Source organism: Nonomuraea rubra, from assembly GCF_014207985.1.
GTDB classification, from domain to species: domain Bacteria; phylum Actinomycetota; class Actinomycetes; order Streptosporangiales; family Streptosporangiaceae; genus Nonomuraea; species Nonomuraea rubra.
The window spans coordinates 12,714,370-12,733,459 of the sequence record NZ_JACHMI010000001.1 but is presented as its reverse complement, the minus strand read 5'-3'; the positions used below and the strand labels follow the sequence as shown (position 1 = coordinate 12,733,459).

The 19,090-nt window shown below is 68.9% G+C and carries 17 protein-coding genes, 1 tRNA gene and 1 pseudogene; 3 read left to right on the top strand and 16 right to left on the bottom strand.

The annotated features are described in order from the left end of the window. Positions 1-2: 2 nt before the first annotated feature. The 8 genes from HD593_RS59195 to HD593_RS59160 form a co-directional block, all read right to left on the bottom strand. On the bottom strand, positions 3-1,235 hold the full coding sequence (locus HD593_RS59195) for an enolase C-terminal domain-like protein (protein WP_185111533.1): 1,233 nt from the start codon (positions 1,233-1,235) through the stop codon (positions 3-5). Continuing rightward, positions 1,232-4,168: a glycoside hydrolase family 38 N-terminal domain-containing protein gene (locus HD593_RS59190; RefSeq protein ID WP_185111532.1), complete on the bottom strand. Its 2,937-nt coding sequence runs from the start codon at positions 4,166-4,168 to the stop codon at positions 1,232-1,234. Before HD593_RS59190 ends, HD593_RS59195 begins: the two co-directional genes overlap by 4 nt. Beyond that, a complete protein-coding gene (locus HD593_RS59185) occupies positions 4,165-4,977 on the bottom strand; it encodes a carbohydrate ABC transporter permease (RefSeq protein WP_185111531.1) in 813 nt (270 codons plus the stop codon). Before HD593_RS59185 ends, HD593_RS59190 begins: the two co-directional genes overlap by 4 nt. Then, positions 4,974-5,825 carry a carbohydrate ABC transporter permease gene (locus HD593_RS59180; protein ID WP_312904422.1) on the bottom strand — a complete coding sequence of 284 codons (852 nt, stop codon included), beginning with the start codon at positions 5,823-5,825 and terminating at the stop codon, positions 4,974-4,976. The genes HD593_RS59185 and HD593_RS59180 overlap by 4 nt, the downstream gene beginning before the upstream one ends. Beyond that, positions 5,822-7,072: an ABC transporter substrate-binding protein gene (locus HD593_RS59175; RefSeq protein ID WP_185111530.1), complete on the bottom strand. Its 1,251-nt coding sequence runs from the start codon at positions 7,070-7,072 to the stop codon at positions 5,822-5,824. The genes HD593_RS59180 and HD593_RS59175 overlap by 4 nt, the downstream gene beginning before the upstream one ends. After that, on the bottom strand, positions 6,973-7,791 hold the full coding sequence (locus HD593_RS59170; RefSeq protein WP_185111529.1) for a FadR/GntR family transcriptional regulator: 819 nt from the start codon (positions 7,789-7,791) through the stop codon (positions 6,973-6,975). Before HD593_RS59170 ends, HD593_RS59175 begins: the two co-directional genes overlap by 100 nt. Positions 7,792-7,850: 59 nt before the next feature. Further along, the gene (locus HD593_RS59165; protein WP_185111528.1) at positions 7,851-8,381 is read right to left on the bottom strand and encodes a DUF305 domain-containing protein; all 531 of its coding nucleotides are present in this window, start codon (positions 8,379-8,381) and stop codon (positions 7,851-7,853) included. An 81-nt stretch (positions 8,382-8,462) separates the two neighbouring features. Then, positions 8,463-9,473 carry a phosphotransferase family protein gene (locus tag HD593_RS59160; protein ID WP_185111527.1) on the bottom strand — a complete coding sequence of 337 codons (1,011 nt, stop codon included), beginning with the start codon at positions 9,471-9,473 and terminating at the stop codon, positions 8,463-8,465. Positions 9,474-9,559: 86 nt separating this feature from the next. Between HD593_RS59160 and HD593_RS59155 the strand changes: the two genes are divergently transcribed. Beyond that, the gene (locus tag HD593_RS59155) at positions 9,560-10,465 is read left to right on the top strand and encodes an LLM class flavin-dependent oxidoreductase (RefSeq protein WP_185111526.1); all 906 of its coding nucleotides are present in this window, start codon (positions 9,560-9,562) and stop codon (positions 10,463-10,465) included. Positions 10,466-10,537: 72 nt separating this feature from the next. Here the strand turns inward: HD593_RS59155 and HD593_RS59150 are convergent, their stop codons facing one another. Then, the gene (locus HD593_RS59150) at positions 10,538-12,130 is read right to left on the bottom strand and encodes a sulfatase family protein (protein ID WP_185111525.1); all 1,593 of its coding nucleotides are present in this window, start codon (positions 12,128-12,130) and stop codon (positions 10,538-10,540) included. 125 nt (positions 12,131-12,255) lie between these two features. Between HD593_RS59150 and HD593_RS59145 the strand changes: the two genes are divergently transcribed. Continuing rightward, positions 12,256-12,732, top strand: a complete 477-nt coding sequence (locus HD593_RS59145; protein WP_185111524.1) for a YcxB family protein — start codon at positions 12,256-12,258, stop codon at positions 12,730-12,732. Here HD593_RS59145 and HD593_RS59140 read toward each other — a convergent pair. Continuing rightward, positions 12,729-13,355: a class I SAM-dependent methyltransferase gene (locus HD593_RS59140; RefSeq protein ID WP_185111523.1), complete on the bottom strand. Its 627-nt coding sequence runs from the start codon at positions 13,353-13,355 to the stop codon at positions 12,729-12,731. The two genes, HD593_RS59145 and HD593_RS59140, sit on opposite strands and share 4 nt — an antisense overlap. Before the next feature lie 66 nt (positions 13,356-13,421). Between HD593_RS59140 and HD593_RS59135 the strand changes: the two genes are divergently transcribed. Beyond that, positions 13,422-13,646 carry a hypothetical protein gene (locus tag HD593_RS59135; RefSeq protein WP_185111522.1) on the top strand — a complete coding sequence of 75 codons (225 nt, stop codon included), beginning with the start codon at positions 13,422-13,424 and terminating at the stop codon, positions 13,644-13,646. Positions 13,647-13,714: 68 nt separating this feature from the next. On the opposite strand, the gene HD593_RS59130 is transcribed toward HD593_RS59135, so the two are convergent. The 6 genes and pseudogenes from HD593_RS59130 to HD593_RS59105 all read right to left on the bottom strand — a co-directional run bounded on the left by HD593_RS59130 (position 13,715) and on the right by HD593_RS59105 (position 18,976). Continuing rightward, positions 13,715-14,905: a WD40 repeat domain-containing protein gene (locus HD593_RS59130; RefSeq protein ID WP_185112756.1), complete on the bottom strand. Its 1,191-nt coding sequence runs from the start codon at positions 14,903-14,905 to the stop codon at positions 13,715-13,717. A 478-nt stretch (positions 14,906-15,383) separates the two neighbouring features. After that, a complete protein-coding gene (locus HD593_RS59125; protein ID WP_185111521.1) occupies positions 15,384-15,995 on the bottom strand; it encodes a DUF6461 domain-containing protein in 612 nt (203 codons plus the stop codon). Positions 15,996-16,113: 118 nt separating this feature from the next. After that, the gene (locus HD593_RS59120) at positions 16,114-16,671 is read right to left on the bottom strand and encodes a hypothetical protein (RefSeq protein ID WP_185111520.1); all 558 of its coding nucleotides are present in this window, start codon (positions 16,669-16,671) and stop codon (positions 16,114-16,116) included. Positions 16,672-17,148: 477 nt separating this feature from the next. Continuing rightward, positions 17,149-17,451 (bottom strand): annotated as a pseudogene (locus tag HD593_RS59115) (IS256 family transposase); the annotation flags it as partial. 200 nt (positions 17,452-17,651) lie between these two features. After that, positions 17,652-17,728 (bottom strand) — tRNA-Thr (locus tag HD593_RS59110). Positions 17,729-17,785: 57 nt separating this feature from the next. Then, positions 17,786-18,976, bottom strand: a complete 1,191-nt coding sequence (locus HD593_RS59105; RefSeq protein WP_312904421.1) for an alpha/beta hydrolase — start codon at positions 18,974-18,976, stop codon at positions 17,786-17,788. Positions 18,977-19,090: the final 114 nt, after the last annotated feature.

Below are 19,090 nucleotides of genomic sequence, written 5' to 3'. Positions count from 1 at the left end.
AATTATGGTCTGATTTCGACGGAGATATCCGGATCGGCGAACCGCTCGTTGGGGACCGTGGCGTACCAGCCGGGCCGCCCGGGATCGCGGTCGTACGGATAGCCCCCCGTTTCCCGGTAGTACTCGGCGTAGCGGGCGACCCGCTCGGGGTCCAGCCGGACCCCCAGCCCGGGTCCTTCGGGCACCGCGATGGCGCCCTCCGAGTACGCCAGCTTGCCGCCCTCGATCACGTCGTCCGTGAGCTGGTGGTAGTGCGCGTCGGCGGCGTAGGTCAGGTTCGGCAGCACCGCGCCCAGATGCAGCATGGTCGCGAGCTGGACGCCCAGCTCCCCCGACGAGTGCACGGCCACCCCGAGCTGGAACGTCTCGCACACCCCCGCCGCCTTCACGCACGGCCTGATCCCGCCCCAGAACGTCGTGTCCAGCAGCACCACGTCGGCGCCCCTGCGCAGCACGTTCGAGGCGAGCTGCTCGAAGTTGACCACGACCGTGTTGGTCGCCAGCGGCACCCTGACCTGCTCGCGCACGGCCCGCAGCCCTTCGAGCCCCCAGACCGGGTCCTCCAGGTAGTCGTTGTTCAGGTGCTCGATGGCGCGGCCGAAGCGCAGGCCCTCGGCCACCGACAGCACGGCGTTCGGGTCGTACCTGAGCCGGTCGCCGGGGAACGCCTCGGCCAGCGCCCGGTAGCACTCCAGCTCGTAGTCCGGCGGGAACACGCCGCCCTTGAGCTTGTGCACGGTGAACCCGTGCGCCTCCTTGAGCCGCCTGGTGTGCTCGACGAGCTGGTCCGGGGTACGGATCTCGCCGTGGCCGCCGGACGCGTACCGGAAGAACAGGTACGACGCGAACGGCACCGCGTCCCGCAACCGCCCGCCCAGCAGGTCGCAGACGGCCACCCCGAGGTGCTGCCCGATGAGGTCGAGGCAGGCGAACTCGATCGCGGCCAGGAGCTGCGTGCGGTTGTTGTAGAGCGAGGCCGTCGGGTTCGCGATCTTGAAGCGCAGCGCTTCGAGCCTGAACGGGTCGTGGCCCTCCAGGTACGGCTTGAGCGCACGGAAGGCCGACTCCGCGCTCTCGCCCCCGCCGCCCATCTCCCCCAGGCCGACCAGCCCGTTGTCGGCCTCGACCTCGACGATCGTGCGGACGAACCGGCCCCAGTGGGCGCCGTTGCTGTGCCGCAGCGGCGCCTCCAGCGGGACCGCGACCGTGGTGGCCCGGATGTCGACGATCTTCACTGACGTGTCCCCCTGACCACGGCCACCCCGCACGCGGGCAGCGTCACCTCGGCTGTCTCGTGTCCCGGCCGCGACACCCTGACCTCGACCGGCTCGGCGGCCAGCGACTGCAGCCGCACGCCGTCCCAGCCCAGGGACGTGACCAGGACGTCGGGGTGATCGACGGAGACGTACGTCTCCTCGCTCGCGGGGCTGTCGGTGATCAGCGCGCCGACGAACGGCTCGGTCAGCCCGGAGGCCACCGCCGCGCCGAGGCGCCTGGGGAGCGCTCCCGGCTCCGAGGTGACCGCGTACCGGAAGGTGGTCTCGCCCTGCTGCTGTGCGGGGAAGTTGGTGTCCCAGATGTTGTTGAGCGCCCACGAGTAGACGGTGCCGTCCTCCTGGTCCAGCGTGGGCGGGAACGGCGCGTACGGCATGTGGATGGTGCCGAGCTGCACCAGCGGTGCCTCCAGCGTGGCCCAGGCGACGGTCAGCTCCGGGTCCTCGAAGGCGATCCAGTGCCTGATCGGCAGCATGTACTCGGCCGAGCCCGGCACCCTGGGCACGCCGGGGCCACCGACGCCGCCGGTCAGCTCCCAGGCCGTGGCCGGTCCGGTGGCGAACGGAAAGGCCAGGAAGACGGCCTCCTTGGCGGGCGTGCCCTGCTTGGCGAGCTGGTAGGTCAGGTCGACGCGGGGCACGCCGTGGTGCAGCTCGATCGTGGTGCGGATCCAGTCGACGCCCTTGCCGCGCAGCTCCACGACCAGCTTCTCGCCGACGGCCGTGCGCCTGGCCTCCTTGATCGTGGCGTGGGTGCCGATGGCGCGGTCGCCGAGCAGGGTCCGGTCGTGCGCGCCCACGTGTCCCGACAGGTGGTTGAAGTGGGGGGCGGTGGCGTACCGGTCGTAGACGTACTGGCCGAAGCCGGCCGCCGCGTCGCCGTTGACCAGCTCGCGGCCCGCCCGCTTGTCGAAGATCGAGGAGACGTACCCTTCGCGCACGTCGTACGCGACCCGGTACAACTCGTTCTCGATCACCCCGCTGGCCTGGTCGAGCTCGACCGGCTCGGGCGCCTGGCTCTCGCCCGGGACGACGTCCACCCGTACATAGCTGTATCCGGAAATATCCGGCACTACGGCGTGGATGTGCCGGCCGATCGGCCGGGTCGGCCAGTCGTCGGGATCCACGAACTCCTCGTGGTGCGGCAGCGTCGCCCCCGTCCTGGCGTCCACCAGCGCGATCGGCACGTCCACGCCCACCACGTCCCGGGGCAGGAAGGCCCGCACGACGTCGGTGCGTGCCCGGGTGCCGGGGTTGAAGACGGCGAACGACGCCAGCGCGCCGCCCTCGACGCCCGTCTCCGACAGCGCCGCCGCGAACCTGCGGATCCCGGCGTGCAGCAGGTCGGCGGCGTCGTCCTGGGCGTCGTACGCGCCGGACGACTTGCGCGTCCACTGCAGGCCGCCGGAGTCGCCCGCCTCCTCGGCGTCCTCCCACGGGTTCGCCGCACCCCAGGTGTGCTCGTTGAACAGGGCGACCTTGTCGTAGGCGGCGTCCACCTGCTCGGTGGCGTCCACCCCGGCGAGCGTGTGCAGCGTCTCGGCCACGCGCAGTGCCGACTGCGCCCGGCGGACGTAGCCGAGTGGGCGCGCGCCCGAGCCGAGCCCGTCGGCCCACCAGTCGGTCCAGTCGCCCTCGTGCACGGCCAGCCGGTCGTGGTAGCGCTCCTCGACGTGCTCGAAGAAGTCGCTGTTCACGGCCGAGCGCAGCCGCGGGTAGGCCCACTGCTCGTTCCACCGGCGGGCGATCGTCGCGGGCACGATCGACGGGCCGGCGTTGTCGGCGTGTGCGCCCTGCACGCGCAGGTGCAGCACGTCCAGCTCGTACGGCTCCTTCGGCGCGTCCGGCCCCTGCCAGCCGAACGTGCCGGGACCGTACGGGTACCCCCGCGTCGCCAGCGCGGACAGGTACCGCGGCAGCAGGTCGTCGGCCAGCTCGTAGGAGTCGGTCAGCCCGACCGTGTTGCCCTCCATGTACGCCATCCCGTGCGGCGTGTCCGTGAACCACACGAGGATCTCGTTCCCGCTCGGCGCCCGCCACCGGAACGGCCTGGTCAGCTTGTCGCCACCGTGCAGGTACGGCACGGACCTGCCGGCCCAGTTGTGCGCCGCGGCGAGATACCGCACGCCCGCCGCGCTGAGCGCGTCCACCAGCCCGACCACGGCCCCCGGCACGTCGGTGTGCATGGCCGACCTGGTGGCGAAGCCGTAGCGCCGTTCGAGCTGCGTGGTGAAGCGGAGCTGCCGGTGCAGCTCCTCGGTCGAGCACGCCTCGGTGTGGAGCTGGAACGGCAGCGCGGTCACCTCGATCGAGCCCGCCCTGGCCAGCGCGGCGAACGAGTCGACCATCTCCTTCGGCCGGTGCTCCAGCCACCTGAGCGCCGGCATCGACGACTCGACCGTCCACCGGAACTTCGCGTCGTCCGGCCAGGACGCGGTCTCCTCCGCCAGGCGCAGCGCCGCGTCGAGGTAGTCGAGGTGGTGGCGCAGGACCGTGCCCTGCGGGTCGGTGTAGCCGATGTCGAGATGCGAGTGGTGCACCACGAACACGTGCCACTTGCGCTGCGGCGTCACCGTGATCCGCGCGCTGCCGACCACCCCCGCCTCGTCGCGGCACTCCAGGGTCAGCGCGCGCGGCGCGTCCACCTCGGGCACCAGCAGCGTCACGTCGCTGCCGGACGCGCTGTCCACGCCGACCAGCACGTGCGTCAGCGGCTCCGTGCTGGAGACCCTGACCGCCTGGCGGCCGTCGTGGGTGAACAGCGGCAGCACCGCGACCCGCACCTCCAGCCCGCGCACGCTGATCACGGGGGTCGAGGTGTCGTCGCGCAGCGCCTGCCTGATCCCGTCGTAGTCGGGGCTTCCCAGGCTGCGCTGGAGCAACCGGCTGGTCATTGAACACTCCCTAGAGAAAGGCCCCTGGCGAACAGGCGCTGGGTGGCGAGGAACAGCACGACGGTCGGCAGCGAGACCACCAGTCCCGCCGCCAGGCCGACGGGGACCGGGGTGCCGGCGTACACGTCGGTCATGAGGCCCGCGATGGCCGTCATCACCGGCCGGACGCCCTCGGTCTGGGTGAGGGTGAGCCCGAAGACGAGGTCGTTCCAGATGAAGGTGAACTCGAGGATGAACACGGCCGTCAGCGCCGGCAGCGACATCGGCAGGTAGATGCGCCAGAAGACGCGGAAGGTCGAGGCGCCGTCCATGCGCGCGGCCTCGAAGATCGAGAAGGCGACGCCGGAGTAGAAGTTGCGCAGCACGAACGCGGCCAGCGGCACGTTGATCGACGTGTAGACGATGATCAGTCCGAGGCGGCTGTCGTACAGGCCGGCGTCGCTGTAGCCGACGAAGAGCGGCACGAGCAACATCTGCGAGGGGAAGACGGTGCCGCCGAAGATCAGCAGGAACCACCAGAACCCGTACCGCAGCCGCAGCACCACGATCACGTACCCGGCCAGCGCCCCGATCAGCACGCCGAGCAGCGGCGAGACGACGCTGTAGAGCGCGGTGCTGGCCAGGCTGCCGCCGAGGTTGGCGCCGTCCACGGCGCGGGCGAAGTTCTCCAGCAGCGCGAAGTCGCCCGAGGGCACCCACGCGGCGGCCGGATCGTAGGCGTCCGCCGGCCGCGAGGCGTTGACCAGCAGCAGGTACGTCGGCCCGAGCCAGACCAGCCCGAGCAGGACGAGCACGGCCCGCCTGATCATGTGGCCGTCACCTGCCTGCGCAGGTACAGGTACGACGCCAGCCCCGTCACGACGGTCAGCATCACCGCGACCGCCGAGCCGTAACCGTAGTCGCTGGCCACGAACGTCTCCTTGTACATGGTCACCGCCAGCGTCTCGGAGTTGCGTCCTGGACCGCCCTGGGTCAGCACCCAGACGATGTCGAACGTCTTCAGGCTCGACACCAGCGCCAGTCCCACCACGACCGCCGTAAGGGGCCGCATCAGCGGCCAGATCACGTGCCGGAACAGCCGCCAGCCCGACGCCCCGTCCAGCCGCGCCGCCTCGATCGGCTCCTTCGGGATGGACTGCAGCCCCACCACGAACAGCAGCGTGTTCACGCCGAGCTGCTGCCACGTCCAGACCGCCAGCATCGCGAACGTGTTCACCGGCTCCTCTTGCAGGAACGCGGTGTCCACGCCGAGCAGCAGGTTCGCGATGCCGTCGTGCGACAGGATCGGGCTCCACACCATGGCCAGGCCCGCGCCGCTCAGCGCGTACGGCAGCATGAACGGCACCCGGTACCACGCGCCGCCCCTGATGTCGTACGACAGCACCGCGACCAGCAGCCCGAGCCCGACCGGCAGCACCATGGTGCCGATCACCCAGATCAGCGTGTTACGGGTCGAGGTGATCAGCGCGGCGTCGTCGAACAGCTTGGCGAAGTTGGCCAGGCCGACCCAGACCGGCGGCTCCAGGCCGTCGTAACGGGTCAGGCTCAGGTACGCCGTCCACACGAACGGCGCGTACAGCAGCACCGCGACCAGCAGCGCCGCCGGCGCCACGTAGCCGTACCTGAACCTGCCGAGGATGGGAGCGGCGCGGCTCACTGATGCGTGCTCCAGTACTCGTCGGCCGCCTTCTGGATCGTCTCCAGGACCTCCTTGTAGCTGCCCGGCTCGGTCACGAACTTGCTGAACCCGTCGAGCGCGGCCGTCAGGATCGGCGGCGGAGTCGCCTCGAAGTAGCGGTTGACCAGCCGGTACTTCCCGCTGCCCGCGTCCTTGGTGACGGTGCCGAGCACCTTGTCGTCGATCGTCACCTTCGGGTTGGCGCTGACGTCACCCCGGCTCTTGGCCCACTTGTCCTGCGCCTCCGAGCCGGTCCACCACTTGAGGTACTTCATGCTGGCGTCGGGGTCGGCCGCCTTGGTGAGCGAGCACAGCGGCCCGCTCTCGAAGATCATCGATGTCTTGGGCAGCGCCGCGTTGACGTTCGGGATGACGAAGAAGTCGTAGTGGGTGCCGGCCTTCATGCTGCGCGTGGTCATGCTGGTGTTGAACCAGGTGCCGAACGAGACCATCGCCGCCTTGCCGGTCTTCAGCACGTCGCCGGGGTCGGTCTTGTCGCCCGGGTTGATGAAGTAGCCGGCGTCGATGAGCTGCTTCCACCGCTCCATCACCTGCACCACGCCGGGGTCGGTGTACTTGGCCTTGCCGGTGGACAGGCGGTCGTACAGGTCGGGGTCGGTGCCGGCCATGAGCTGCTCGAACCAGACGAACGAGAACAGCACGCTGGTGTGGTAGAAGGCCTTGACGCCGTTCTGCTTGAGCGTTTCGGCCGTTTTCACGAGGTCGTCCCAGGTCTGGGGCGGCTTCAGGTCGTACTGGTCGAAGATCTTCTTGTTGTAGAACATGCCCCAGTAGGCGACGTTCATCGGCACGCAGTACTGCTTGCCGCCGATCGTGTAGTACGGGGCGAGGTCCTGCGACAGGTCGCCCGCCTTGATCGCCTCCTGCCAGATGGCCGTGGTCTCGGCCACCTGCTTCTGCTTGACGATCTCCTCCAGCATCCCCCCGGTCTGCCAGGTGAACAGGTCGGGCTTGACGTCCGTGCGGAACGACGCCTTGATGAACGCCTGGTACTGCGCCGAGTCCGTGTATCCCGTCGGCTTCATGCCCAGGCCGATGCTCTGCTTGGACAGGGCACCCATCTCGTCGAAGTACTTCGTCCAGGCGCCCTTGTCGTTGTAGAGGGTCAGCTCGGTCTTCTTCTGCGGCGCCTCGGCGCCGTTGCCGCCGCAGGCGGCCAGGACGAGCGCCGCCACGCCGAGCGTGGCCACACGTGACCGGTACATGGGCCGGCCTCCTTGGTTCTCATCGGGGGGGGTTGCATCCGGTGCTCGATCACCGTCTTGACGTCCACCAGGTGGGCCCGCATGCGCTGCTCGGCCTGGGCCGCGTCACGCGCCTCGACGGCCTCCAGGATGGCCAGGTGCTCCTCGTGGTCGCGGCGGCGGTCATCGAAGATCTGCAGGATCTCCCGCTGCTCCGGCCCGTGGACCGTGAGCAGCGAGTCGACGACCTCGTGCAGCACGCTGTTGCCCGCCATCCGGGCGGTGGCCCGGTGGAAGGTCATGTTCGCGTCGTGCAGTTCTGCGTCCTCGCCGCGCAGGTGCCTGCTCGCCTCGTCCAGCGCCTGCCTGAGCGCTCTGAGCTCGTCGCCGTCGGCGTTCCTGGCGGCCAGGGCGGCCAGCGGCGGCTCGATCAGGATCCGCGCGTCGAGCAGCTCCAGGAGCTGGGCGGCGTGGATCTCGCGCATGTTGGGGTTGGGCAGGACCAGCCGTTCGATGGCGGCGCCGACGTAGATGCCGGAGCCGTGCCGCAGCTCGATGGCCCCGGTGGCCTCCAGCCTGCGTAGCGCCTCGCGCAGCGTCGGGGTGGTGACGGCGAAGCGCTGGGAGAGCTCCCTGGTCGAGGGCAGCCTGTCGCCCGGCCGGTGCCCTCCCGTACGGATGAGCTCCAGCATGCGCTCGGTCAGAGCGTCGGAAAGCGTGGGCCGCGCTACCTCGGACATATCAAGTGATCTAATCACTTAATGGGCACGGCGTCTATGAGTTCTTCTGGCGGCGTCCGCTACTTCTTGATGAGGTCCATCATCATGTCGATCTGACCCTTGCGGGAGCTCTGCACCTGGGCCGCCCACTGCTGGACCGCCGGGTTCGCGCCGCCCGCGACCTCCGCGGCGGCCATCTGGACGGCGTCGTCCTGGTGGGCGATGAGCAGGTTGCACAGGTCGTACTCGAAGTTCCTGGACTGCCGCAGCGCCTGGATCTGCTTGGCGTCCGTCTCCGGCATGCCGCCGTGGTGGTCGTGGGCGCTGGTGGCGGGCGTGAGGGGCTGGTCCCAGGAGTGCAACCAGCGCAGCATCATCTCGACCTCGGTCTGCTGCGTGCTCTCGATGGCCGCGGTCAGGGTCTTGAGCTCGGGAGTCGTGGCGCGGGACGTGCCCACCTTGGCGATCTCGATCCCCTGCCGGTGGTGCTGCACCATCATCTGGACGAACATCACGTCCTCGGCATTGACCGGGGGCTCGTCCTTCGCCGGCCCGCCGCAGGCGGCGGCCACCAGGAGGCTCAGGCCCGCCAAGACACGTCTTCCGCGCACCTGGTCCTCCTCAACTGTTAGGAAACCTTCCTAAGAGTTGACCAAATCGACCGGCGGCGCAAGGGCCCCGGCGGCCGGTTATCACCATACGTCCGGCATGCCCCCCGTTTGGAGTACTTCCTGCGTGTGGTGGCGGGCGATCTCCAGCATGAAGGCCCGATCGGGGAAGTCGCCGTCCAGCAGCCGCAGCGGCCCCGCGACCAGCGACAGGTGCTGGGCCAGCCGGTAGAGCCGCATCCTGCGCTCGTCCAGGCCGTCCGCCCGCAGCCGGGCGTAGTGGTCGCCGAAGCGGATCCGCAGGAAGACGTGCTCCCACTCGACGTCGAAGAACATCGCGCCCTCGACGTCGATGAGCACCGGCCGGTCGTCGTCGTCCATCAGGACGTGATCGGGGCCCAGCTCGCCGTGCATCAGGCCGTGGTCCGTACGCGGCTCGATGCCCGCCGCCAGCTCCCGCAGCCGCTCCTCCAGCTCGGCGGCGGCCCTGCCGATCGGCTCGACCCTGGACGCGGCCTCGGCGAGGTCGCCCAGCGCCACCTCCAGCACGATCCGCGAAGCCGGCCCGCTGATGCCCTGGCCGCTCTCGACCAGGGCGACCTTCCCCAGGTCACGTGACCGGCACCGGGCCATCGCGCGCAGGCCGTCCGCGAGTCGTTCCATGGGCTCGGCGTGCTCGCCGGCCAGCCGGGCCTCCAGGGTTCCGCCGCGTACGTCCTCGATCAGGGCCACGTCGGCGGGATAGAGCTCGTGGCCGTCGTCGGCGAAGTAGAGGTCGGGGACCCGGACGCCCGCGGCGCTCAGCCGGGCGTGCGCGGCCTTGAAGAGGCCCAGCCCGGTGCCGTGCGCGAAGGGCTCGGGGCGGTCCGCCGGGTCCCAGTAGTCCTCGTCGCCGGACCAGACGTAGAGCACGGCGGTCGGGCCCTGGTCCTGGAAGGACAGGCGGTAGACGCCCTTCTTGGAGCCGCCGGTGAGCCGCTCGACGCGGGCCAGGCGGCGGCCGGCGCCATAGACCTCGCGCGTCAGGGCGGCCAGCTCCTCGCGGCCGGCGAACCGCCGCCCGGCGCCGCTCCCAGCGGCTGCGCTTCCGGTCATCGGGCGATCATGGCCTGTGATCCGGCTCGCTCGCCACGGGTTTTCGCGTTGACATCAACCTTGCTCGAGGTTGCATCGTCGATCTCATGGAGAACTTCGAGATCGGCGTCATCCTGCCCGGAGTCGCCGTACAGCGCCGCGACGGCCTCACCCTCGGCGAGGCCGCCCGGCATGCGGAGCGGGCCGGGCTCGACGGGGTCTGGCACGGCGATCATCTGGCGGTCGGCGGGCCGGTGCTGGACGCGCCGATCGCCCTGGCCACCGCCGCCGCGGCCACCAGCCGGGTCAGGATCGGCACCAGCGTGTTCATCCCCGCCATCCGGCCGCTGGTGTGGGCGGCCAAGCAGGTGGCGAGCCTGCAGTACGTGTCGGGTGAGCGGCTCGTGCTGGGGGTGGGGTCCGGTGGCGGGCCTGCGCAGTGGGCGGCGGCCGGGGTGCCGTACGGGGAGCGGGGGCGGCTCACGGACACCGCCCTGGGGTTGTTGCCGCGGTTGCTGGCGGGCGAGCCGGTGCTGCTGCCGGACGCCGCGGACGGCGACCGGCGCGTTCAGCTCGCACCCGCCGTTCCCATGCCGCCGGTGTGGGTCGGCAACGCCTCGGCGGCCGCCATCCGGCGGGCGGCGGCGTTCGGGGACGGCTGGTTCCCGTCCCTGATCTCGCCGCAGGACGTCGCCCGCGGCCGGGCCAGGCTGGCCGAGCTGGCGGACGGGCACGGGCGGCCAGCACCCGTGATCGCCATCGGCGGGGCCGCGCACCTGGGCGGTGGGGCCACCGCCCAGGCGGAGATCGCGGCCGGCATCAGCGGCGCCTACGGGCGTCCACTGGAGGAGGTCGCCGGGATCCCGCTCACCGGGCAGCCGAAGGAGGTCGCCGAGAGGCTGGCCGAGTACCGCGCGGCCGGGGCGAGCCACGCGGTGATCGGCATCTCGGGCGGTGACTGGCGGCGCCAGGTGGAGCTGCTGGCCGAGGTCAGGGACCTCCTGCGCCCTTAGGCAGTGGCAGCTCGAAGGACCTCCTGCGAACACTTAGGCAGTGGATCTCCTGCGGCCTTGGGCAGTGACAGCTCAGTGGAGCCGCGCCGCGCTCCAGCAGTCCATCGCGCCCGGTTTGCCGCACCCCGCCAGCCGGTCGAGCACCCCGGCCAGCTCGGCCGTCCTGGGGTTGTCCGGGTCGTTGGACTCCTGGTGCGGGTCGGCCACGGTGTCGTAGTACTCGGGCCGCGGATCCCCCTCGTACTCGACGTACAGCTCCCCGGCCGTACGCACGGCGGCGTAGCTCGGCGGCCCGGGGTTCGCGGGCGCCTGAAGCTCGTCGGCGTCCGGGTCCGGCTCGCCGGCGGCGTTCGGATCCGGCCTGACGTGCTCGATCAGCGCCGCCTCCCGCCAGTCCTTCACCTTGTGCCCCTGGATGAGCGGCAGCAGGCTGCGCCCGTCGCGCGGCTCGCTCCGGACCCCCGCCATGTCGAGGAAGGTCGCGAAGAGGTCCACGTTCTGTGCGATGGCGTCGACGGCGAGATCGCCGTGCCGCCCCGCCTCCGGCCGCTTGACCAGCAGCGGCACCCGTACGTCGTGGTCGTAGGCGGTGGACTTGCCACGCAACAGCCTGTGCTGCCCGAGGTGGAAGCCGTTGTCGCTGGTGAACACCACGTACGTGTGACGCCGTTCCTCGGGGCTCAGCGCCGCGAGCACCCGCTCCACCATGTCGTCCACCGACTGCACCATGCGGATGCGGTCCCGGAAATCCTTGCGCAGCTCCTTGAGCCCCTGCGCCGCGATCGGCTCCCGCCGTACCCAGGAGGGCTTGTCGGCGGTGTCCTCGTTGAACGCCGGCAGGTCCGCCACGTCGATGCTCGTGCAGTCGGGCCCGCCGCAGTCGCCGTGCGGGAACTCCCCGGCGGGGAACTGGTTCTTGGGCCGGTCCCGCCGCGCCGGCGGGAATCGCGGTTCCTTGTCCCCGGCCTTGGCGCCGATCCTGGAATGCGGCGAGAACGGCGAGACCTGCAAGAAGAACGGCTCGTCCGGCGCGTACCGGCGGGACCTCTCGATGAAGTCCACGGCCCGCTGCCCGAGCTCGTCCGTCAGATATTTCCCACCGGAGGGGTCGATCGGCTTCTCCTCCGCCGTCTCCTCCTTGATGTAGCGGGTGAGCTGATACTTGAACTCGCTGTATCCGCCCCCGGCGGCCACGTGCCATTCATCCCACCCGACCGGCACGCGATAATCCGCGGGCACGGGATATTCGTTGATGTACTTGCCCAGGTAACCCGTGCGATAGCCGGCCCGGTCGAGGGCGACGGCGTACGTCCGGCCCTCGTGCTTCTCGAACGCCTGATAACCGCCCCCGTCGGAATTCTTGTTCGTGGCCACACCCGTGTTGTGCGGGAACTGACCCGTGAACATGGAGGCCCTGGACGGGCAGCAGAGCGAGTTGGAGACGTAGTAGTTGCTGAACGTCGTGCCGTCCTTCGCCAGGCCGCGCACGGTGTCCATGTACTGGAGCAACTCTGCCGACAGATCGTCGACGAGGACGAAGACGATGTTCGGCCGCTTCGGCTTGGCCGCCGTCCCGGCCCCGGCCTGCGACGCCACGGAGGTCATGGCCAGGACGACGGTCAACGCCACCGCCACGGCCCTGCGAAGGTTCCCGATCACGGGCATGACCACCCCTTTTGACAAACGCTGGGAGATCGGAGTCGAGGAACGACGCTAACGCCCGTCCTCGCACCCATCAAGAACGGCCCTCGGGTTGCGCCCGCCCCGCGAACTCCAGCAGGATCCTCCACGTGGATTTCACCGTCGAATACGAGCCCACTCCCGGCGAAGTCGTGCGGGGGCTGGAACGGGCCTTGAAACACCAGCTCAAGGCCCTCATCTGGCTGTTCCCCGCCTTCCTGGTGGTATTCGGCGTGGTCTTTCTCCTGCTCGGCAACATCGGCATCGGCGTGGGCCTGCTGGTCGCGGCGATCGTCGTCCCGTTCGTGATCCCCTGGTCACTGCGCCGGACGGCCAGGAAACAGGTTCCCTACCTCTGCGTCCCCACCACGCTCCACGTGACCGACGACGGATACGAGAGCCGCTCCGAGAAACTCACCACCGACGTGCGCTGGTCACTGTTCTCGCGGGTCGTCGTCACCCCCGAGTTCTGGCTGTTCTTCGTCAACAAGCAGGCCACCGGATTCCTCCCGAGAAACGCGTTCACCCCGGAACAGCAGGCACAACTCGACGCCCGGCTGGCCCCGCTGACGAACCCGCCCGCCTAACGTCCGCGCCGCAACGTCATTGACTGGAACCGGCTCTCATCGGCTCCCACGGTGTGAAAGTCCACGACCTCGAAAGACGTACGCGCGAACTCCTGAAGCTGCTCGTCATCCCGGAAGGAGAAGAACCGGGGAGGATCGTGGTCGTCCTCCTCGAAGACCCCCTCGTCCCGCAGGCTGCCCCCGCCGTACACGCCCACGTAGAACAACCCGCCGGGCCGCATCAGCGTACGGATCGTGTCCAGGACCGCCGGGAAATCGCTGTTGGGCACGTGCAGCAGGCAATTGAACGCGTACACCGCGTCGAACGACCCGGGCGCGAAATCGAGCCCCAGAAAGTCCATGACCCGGGCGTCGAGGCCCTTCTTCCGGCAGTGGGCCACCATGGCGGGCGAAAGGTCCACGGCCACGACCTCCAGCCCGTTCTCCTGGAAGCAGAGGCTGTCCTGACCGGTGCCGGCACCCACCTCCAGCAGCCGCCCGCATCCGTGCTCCCGGAGCCGGCCCAGGAACGCCTCGCGCTCCGCCACCTTCCACGGGCTCTTACCGCTGCCCTCACGCCGCTCCGCACCACCGTCGTAGGCCGCCCGGAGCGAACCGATCACCTCGTCGTAGCGCACGCTCATCGCGCCATGATGCCCCAGATCACGACGCCTGCGCGCATCGCACGCGTACGTCCTAGATTCGAGATCATGACGACTTTCACCGTACGGCTTCGTGGTTACAGCAAGCGCCAGGTTCAGGAGCTCGCCGAGCGGGTCGAGCGGTCACTGGCCGGCTCCGGCGAGCTGACCGGTGCGGAGTTACGCAGGGAGCTCGATGAGCGCGGCCTGGACGTCGTCCTGAGGGGCTACGACCCCGAGGAGGTCCACGCGGCCGTGCTGGAATGGGAGCGGCGGCTGAACGAGCAGGCGTAGGGCCTGCCAAGAGAGAGACGGCCAGCGTTCGCGGCCGTCAGCCGTGGTTGTCACTCAGTCTGCGGGTTTCACCCGCCCAGACTCCACACCCGGATGGTCCTGTCCGATCCGCCGGAGATGACGACAGGGGTTCCGTCGCTACGCTGCCCTGTCGCCAGGGCGACGATCGGAAGGGTGTGCCCGGTGAGAGGTTCGCCGATGCGCTCGCCTGTGTCCAGATCCCACACTGACAAGTCGCCGTCGTCATCGCCGGAGACGATGACCGGAGAGCCGTCACTTCGCTTCCCGACCACTACTTCGATGCTGGCGTCGCTCTCAACGGCGATGGAGTCGCCGATCGGCTTGCCTGTGTCCAGGTTCCAGATCCGGATCCAACTCCGCGGAACGTCGCCGTTCTCGGCGGGACCGGGCAGAATGTCGCCGGAGACGGCCACCGGAGTGCCGTCACTCCGCTTGCCGACCGCGAGTCCTTCCACCAGGCAGATGCCACAACGGCTGAGAGACCCGCTCAGGGGCTTGCCGGTGTTCAGGTTCCAGATGCGCACCCTGCCGTTGGTCGCTCCCGTGACGAACACCGGAGTGCCGTCGCTGCGCCTGCCGGTGACGAGCTGGGTGACCGTGAAGGCGAACGGGTTGACGGACGGCTTGCCGATGAGCTTCCCCGTGTCCAGGTTCCAGATCTCGACGTCCCTGGTCAGGGCGTCACCGTCGGACACGATGACCGGCGTTCCGTCGCTCCGCCGGCCGGTCGTCACCGCGTAGACGGAGCCTTTACGCGTCTTGAGGGGCTTTCCGAGCGGCTTGCCGGTGTTCAGGTTCCAGAGCCGGATGCCGTCGGCGGCACTGGAGACGATGACCGGCGTCCCGTCGCTCCGCTTGCCGGTGGCGACGTCGTAGACCTCACCCTTGTGACCTTTGAGGGGCTTTCCGAGGGCCTTGCCGGTGTTCAGGTCCCATATCCGTACGGTCCTGTCGTAGGCGCCGGAGACGATGACCGGTGTCCCGTCGCTGCGCTTGCCCACGGCCACCGCCTCAACGCGGTCCGTGTGACCCTTCAGGGGCTTGCCGATGGGCGTGCCAAGGGCAGGTGCTTCTGCCCGCGACGCGGCCCCCTTGGCTGCGGCCATCTGCTGGGCATATGTGAGGCGAAAGTCAGGGGTTGCCCTTCCGGCTGACGGATTCAGCGGTCCGATGAGCAGCAGTGCCCCTGCTGCGATCGCCAACGCCCTCGGCTTGGCAGGCACGATCCGGCTTCCCATGCTCACTCCATCACCCGAGAGCCGATGCGATCTTCAAGTGCCGACACTCTATCCTCACGATCGGCTGAAGACGGTTGGATCAGGCGTCCTACGGAACGGATCATGGGCGCTTCCACCAACGCCGATGGCGCCTTCACGTGCCAAGGATTTCGAGAAGGGTGACACCAACTCTTCAACCGCGGCGGATGTCCGGCCTACGCAGAAAATCCCGTGAGCTCTCTCACAGGGTTCTGCGCTGGAGCCGCCTTGGGGATTCGAACCCCAGCCCCCTTCATTATGAGGAAAATAGAACTGACGTTCGTCGGACTACTGCGATATCCCCTGCCAGGGCGTATGCCACCGAGAGCGTCCGCTCACGCGTTGCTGGGCCCCAACCCGTTGGATCGGTTCCGGCAATGGCTGGTGTTGCAGGATGACATCGGGCAACTCCGAAGCAGCACCCGCCTATGCTGTCTCAGCGTATGGGCCGAGCAGCCAATCACTTATCTCTGATCACGGCAGCGAGAAAACGCGAGTCCAGCATCGCCCTGGAGAACGGGAAGCCTGTGATCCTCTTTGCCAGCGCGAAGCTCCGCGGGAAGGTGGCGTCGATCCCAGGTTCTGACCAGTCGTGGTCGGGATCCAACCCCACCCCACGCATCTTCTCCACTAGCCGGTCCGGATCGGATCCCGAACGCGCCTGTGGACATAGTTGGTCGAACCACGTGATCTGTTCACCATCTACCACGTAGATGAAGTAGTCGGTGGCATGAAGGTTCCGGTGGACCACCACGAGCTCGCTCCCCCGCGAGAGGCTGTGCATCAGACGGCGGTCAAGTGCAATCGATCCCGCCCAGAGCTGGATCAGAACCGTCCAGCCAGCGGACTCAACCGCCCCTATGTAGGTACTGCGCATGTTGTCGGCGTCGACGCACCACATCGTGCGCTCCTGGAATCCTTCAAACGTCACCTGTTCCAGGTCAGCGACTCCCGCCCCAAGACGAGTCAATGCTTCAAGAGGAGTGAGAGACCGAGCGAAAGAAACACAAGAGATGTCGTAGAACGGGCCGAACTCGCCGACCCAGCGGAACTCTTCGTATTCGTCTGTCACTTCGGCCCTCCCATAGCCCTACACCGCCTGGCGCGCACCCCGCCCGAGGAAGGGAAGTTAGACCTGCTTGAACGCCCCTGCCTTCGATCCGATGCCATGCATGCGGGCCATTGCTCCGTCACCACTTGTCCCAGCCGGAGTATGCATACCAGGGGCCAGCGATCGGGTAGAAACGCTCCACAACGCCCTCGGGCATCTGGCCTGCCGGACTCCATATGAAGCCGGCCGATGTGCGGATGCCTGGGTCATCGACAGTGAACCACGCTCCACCGCCGGGTATCGCCTCCGACCAGCAGGTTGGGTAGAGGCCCACCTGGCGGCACTCCCCCGAGACGTCGCCGCTCTGGGCCACGGCCTGGGCATGAGCGATCAGCGCAGACTCCGACAACGCGAATCGCACTCGAAACGGCGCATCGAGGGTCACAGCTACGACAACACCGCAGACGATGATCCATGGCATGAACCAACGCAGCTTGCGGTCGCGGATCGCATCGGCATCACGAATGAGCGCGGCAACTGCCCGCACGGTCCAAATGAGACCGAGAATGACGCCGCTACAGTACGCCCAAAGGGCGAACTCGACGTACATGTAGGGCGCGCTGGCCCACCACAGGGCTACCAGACCCGCGAGGGTGAACGCCGTCAGTAAGGGCCATCCGGGCGGTTTGTCGAGCACGGCGCAACCCTAAGACCTCCGCTTCGATCTTGACCAGATGGATGTCAGGCCGCGGCTCGGCGAAGGGATGTGGGCATGACCAGCGATAAGTGATCGTCGACTTGCTATGAGTGCGTGATCTCGGGGGCCAAAAGGTGCGACTGTCCACCGTCCGCGTTCATCCGTAGTGCACCGTCCAAACCCCGGCGAATCTACAAGCCGCTCGGCATCGCGCTGACGTTCGCCCTGGCCATGGGGTTGAGTGCAGGTCTCGGTTACTCCGCTGGCCATGTTCACCAAGCGAACACCCCTGCTGCCGCATATGCGCAGCCTGCCACTACCGAGTCAGCAGTTGCTCCATCTCCATCTGCTCCAAGGCCGACGACGCAGACACCCATGGTCACGCCGACGTCTTCGTCTGGGCCGTGCTGGGTCGTGCCTCCGGGGGCTGGCGCGGCTTCACCATGACCAGCACGGGCCTGCGCATCCTGCACGACCTCCGCGCGACTTGGGCCGGGCGATGGTGATCGGCCCGCTGGTGGTCTTGACGGTGGTTGGGCAGTGCCCGTCGCGGTAACCGGGCCGCACCGTGCTCTCCTCTCCGCTGCCGGCATCAGCGGTGACAGTGACGGCGCGCTGATAGCGGGCGCGGCCGAGGAAGGCGTCCGCCTCGGCTTCAACGGCGGTCTGGATGATTAAGCGGGCGACGTCCTCGATGACCTCGACCAGGTCACGGCCTTCGGCGAACAGAGCGTCGATCTCGGCGCGGATGGCTTGAACGGGCGGCAGTGTGCGTGCCACGAGCGTAGGTCCTTGCGTTGTGCGAACTTGGTCGGTTCAGCACGGCAACCTACGCTCGTTCACTTTGCACCGCATCTCGGACACAACCCTGCATCTCAGAGCTGGCACACAGACTAGGTCGTGGTGATTCGTTGCCACGACGGTAGCCACTCACTTAGACACGCAGAAGGCCTCCGTGATCTTGCGGAGGCCTTCTGACCTGGAGCCGCCTTGGGGATTCGAACCCCAGACCCCTTCATTACGAGTGAAGTGCTCTGGCCGACTGAGCTAAGGCGGCGTGCGCTGTGCAGCGTGAAAGAGTCTACAGGAGCCCGGGCAGTTCTCGCTCCATCGATCACCCGATGCCCGGACAGACCGCCCCATCCTCCGGCACCACCCCAGCCACCAGATACCCCTCCACCACCTCGTCCACGCACCTCGACCCGCCGCCGTAGGCGGTGTGGCCATCACCTCCGTACCTCAGCAGCACCCCCGACCCCAGCGCGCCCGCCAGCTTGCGAGCCCACGCGTACGGCGTGACAGGATCCCGTTCGGTGCCGACGACCAGGATCGGGGCGGAACCCTCCACCTTCAGCGGGCCAAGTGCCGCCGGGTGCGGCCAGTAGGCGCACGGCAAGGACGACCACACCAGGTACGCCCCGAATCGCGGCGCCCGCTCGCGAGCAGCCGCCGCCGCCGCGGCCCTTCCGTACGTCGCCGGCCGCCTCGGGTGGCCCCCGTCCGCGCAGTTCACGGCCAGGTTGGCCTCGGTCTCGTTGGAGTAGGTCCCGTCGTGGTGCCGTCCGGTGAGCTGGTCGGCGTTGCGCAGCAGCAGCGCACCGTCCCCCTTGAACGCGCGGCGCAACGCCTCGCCCAGCTCCGGCCACAGGGCCCGGTCGTAGAGCGGCCCGAGCAGCCCGAGGACGGCCACCGCCTGCGTCACCTCGCGCCTGCCGTCGCCACGCAGCGGCCGCGCGTCAGTACGCCGGAGCAGCCCGCTCACCTCCTCCAACGCCCCGTCCACGGTGCGGCTCCTGAACGGGCACCCGCCCACCGCGAGGCAGTCCTCGGCGTACGCCCGCAGCGCCCGCTCGAACCCCGCCGCCTGCTCCGCGCCGAGCCGCACCCGCGACCTGCCAGGATCGAGCGCCCCGTCCAGCACCATGGCCCGCACCCGGCCAGGGAAGAGCTTCGCGTACACCGCCCCCAGCAACGTCCCGTACGACTTGCCCAGGTACGTCAGCCTGCGCTCGCCCAGCGCCTGCCGTAGCAGGTCCAGGTCGCGTGCCACGTTCACGGTCCCGAGGTGCGGCAGCAGCCTGCCCGACCGCCTGCGGCACCCCTCCGCGAACCGCCTGGCCCCCTCCTCCAGCGCCAGCCGCTCCCCGGCCGTGTCGGGTGTGCCGTCCAGCGCGACGAACGCGTCCAGCTCCTCGTCGCTCAGACACTCGACGGGCGCCGACGTCCCGACTCCCCGCGGATCGAACCCCACGACGTCGAACCGCTTCCGCACCTCCACGCCCAGTACGACCCGAGCAGCCCTCACATACTCCACCCCGGAGGCCCCAGGCCCGCCAGGATTGACCACCAACGACCCGATCCGTTCCCCCGCGCCGCCGCTGGCGGGCAACCGGATCACCGCGAGCTCCACCTGGTCACC

Bases quoted from the DNA above. Each gene is read 5' to 3' on its own strand.
- HD593_RS59190 (WP_185111532.1), bottom strand. From the start codon at position 4,168: ATGACCAGCCGGTTGCTCCAGCGCAGCCTGGGAAGCCCCGACTACGAC.
- HD593_RS59185 (WP_185111531.1), bottom strand. From the start codon at position 4,977: ATGATCAGGCGGGCCGTGCTCGTCCTGCTCGGGCTGGTCTGGCTCGGG.
- HD593_RS59175 (WP_185111530.1), bottom strand. From the start codon at position 7,072: ATGTACCGGTCACGTGTGGCCACGCTCGGCGTGGCGGCGCTCGTCCTG.
- HD593_RS59170 (WP_185111529.1), bottom strand. From the start codon at position 7,791: ATGTCCGAGGTAGCGCGGCCCACGCTTTCCGACGCTCTGACCGAGCGC.
- HD593_RS59160 (WP_185111527.1), bottom strand. From the start codon at position 9,473: ATGACCGGAAGCGCAGCCGCTGGGAGCGGCGCCGGGCGGCGGTTCGCC.
- HD593_RS59155 (WP_185111526.1), top strand. From the start codon at position 9,560: ATGGAGAACTTCGAGATCGGCGTCATCCTGCCCGGAGTCGCCGTACAG.
- HD593_RS59150 (WP_185111525.1), bottom strand. From the start codon at position 12,130: ATGCCCGTGATCGGGAACCTTCGCAGGGCCGTGGCGGTGGCGTTGACC.
- HD593_RS59140 (WP_185111523.1), bottom strand. From the start codon at position 13,355: ATGAGCGTGCGCTACGACGAGGTGATCGGTTCGCTCCGGGCGGCCTAC.
- HD593_RS59135 (WP_185111522.1), top strand. From the start codon at position 13,422: ATGACGACTTTCACCGTACGGCTTCGTGGTTACAGCAAGCGCCAGGTT.
- HD593_RS59130 (WP_185112756.1), bottom strand. From the start codon at position 14,905: ATGGGAAGCCGGATCGTGCCTGCCAAGCCGAGGGCGTTGGCGATCGCA.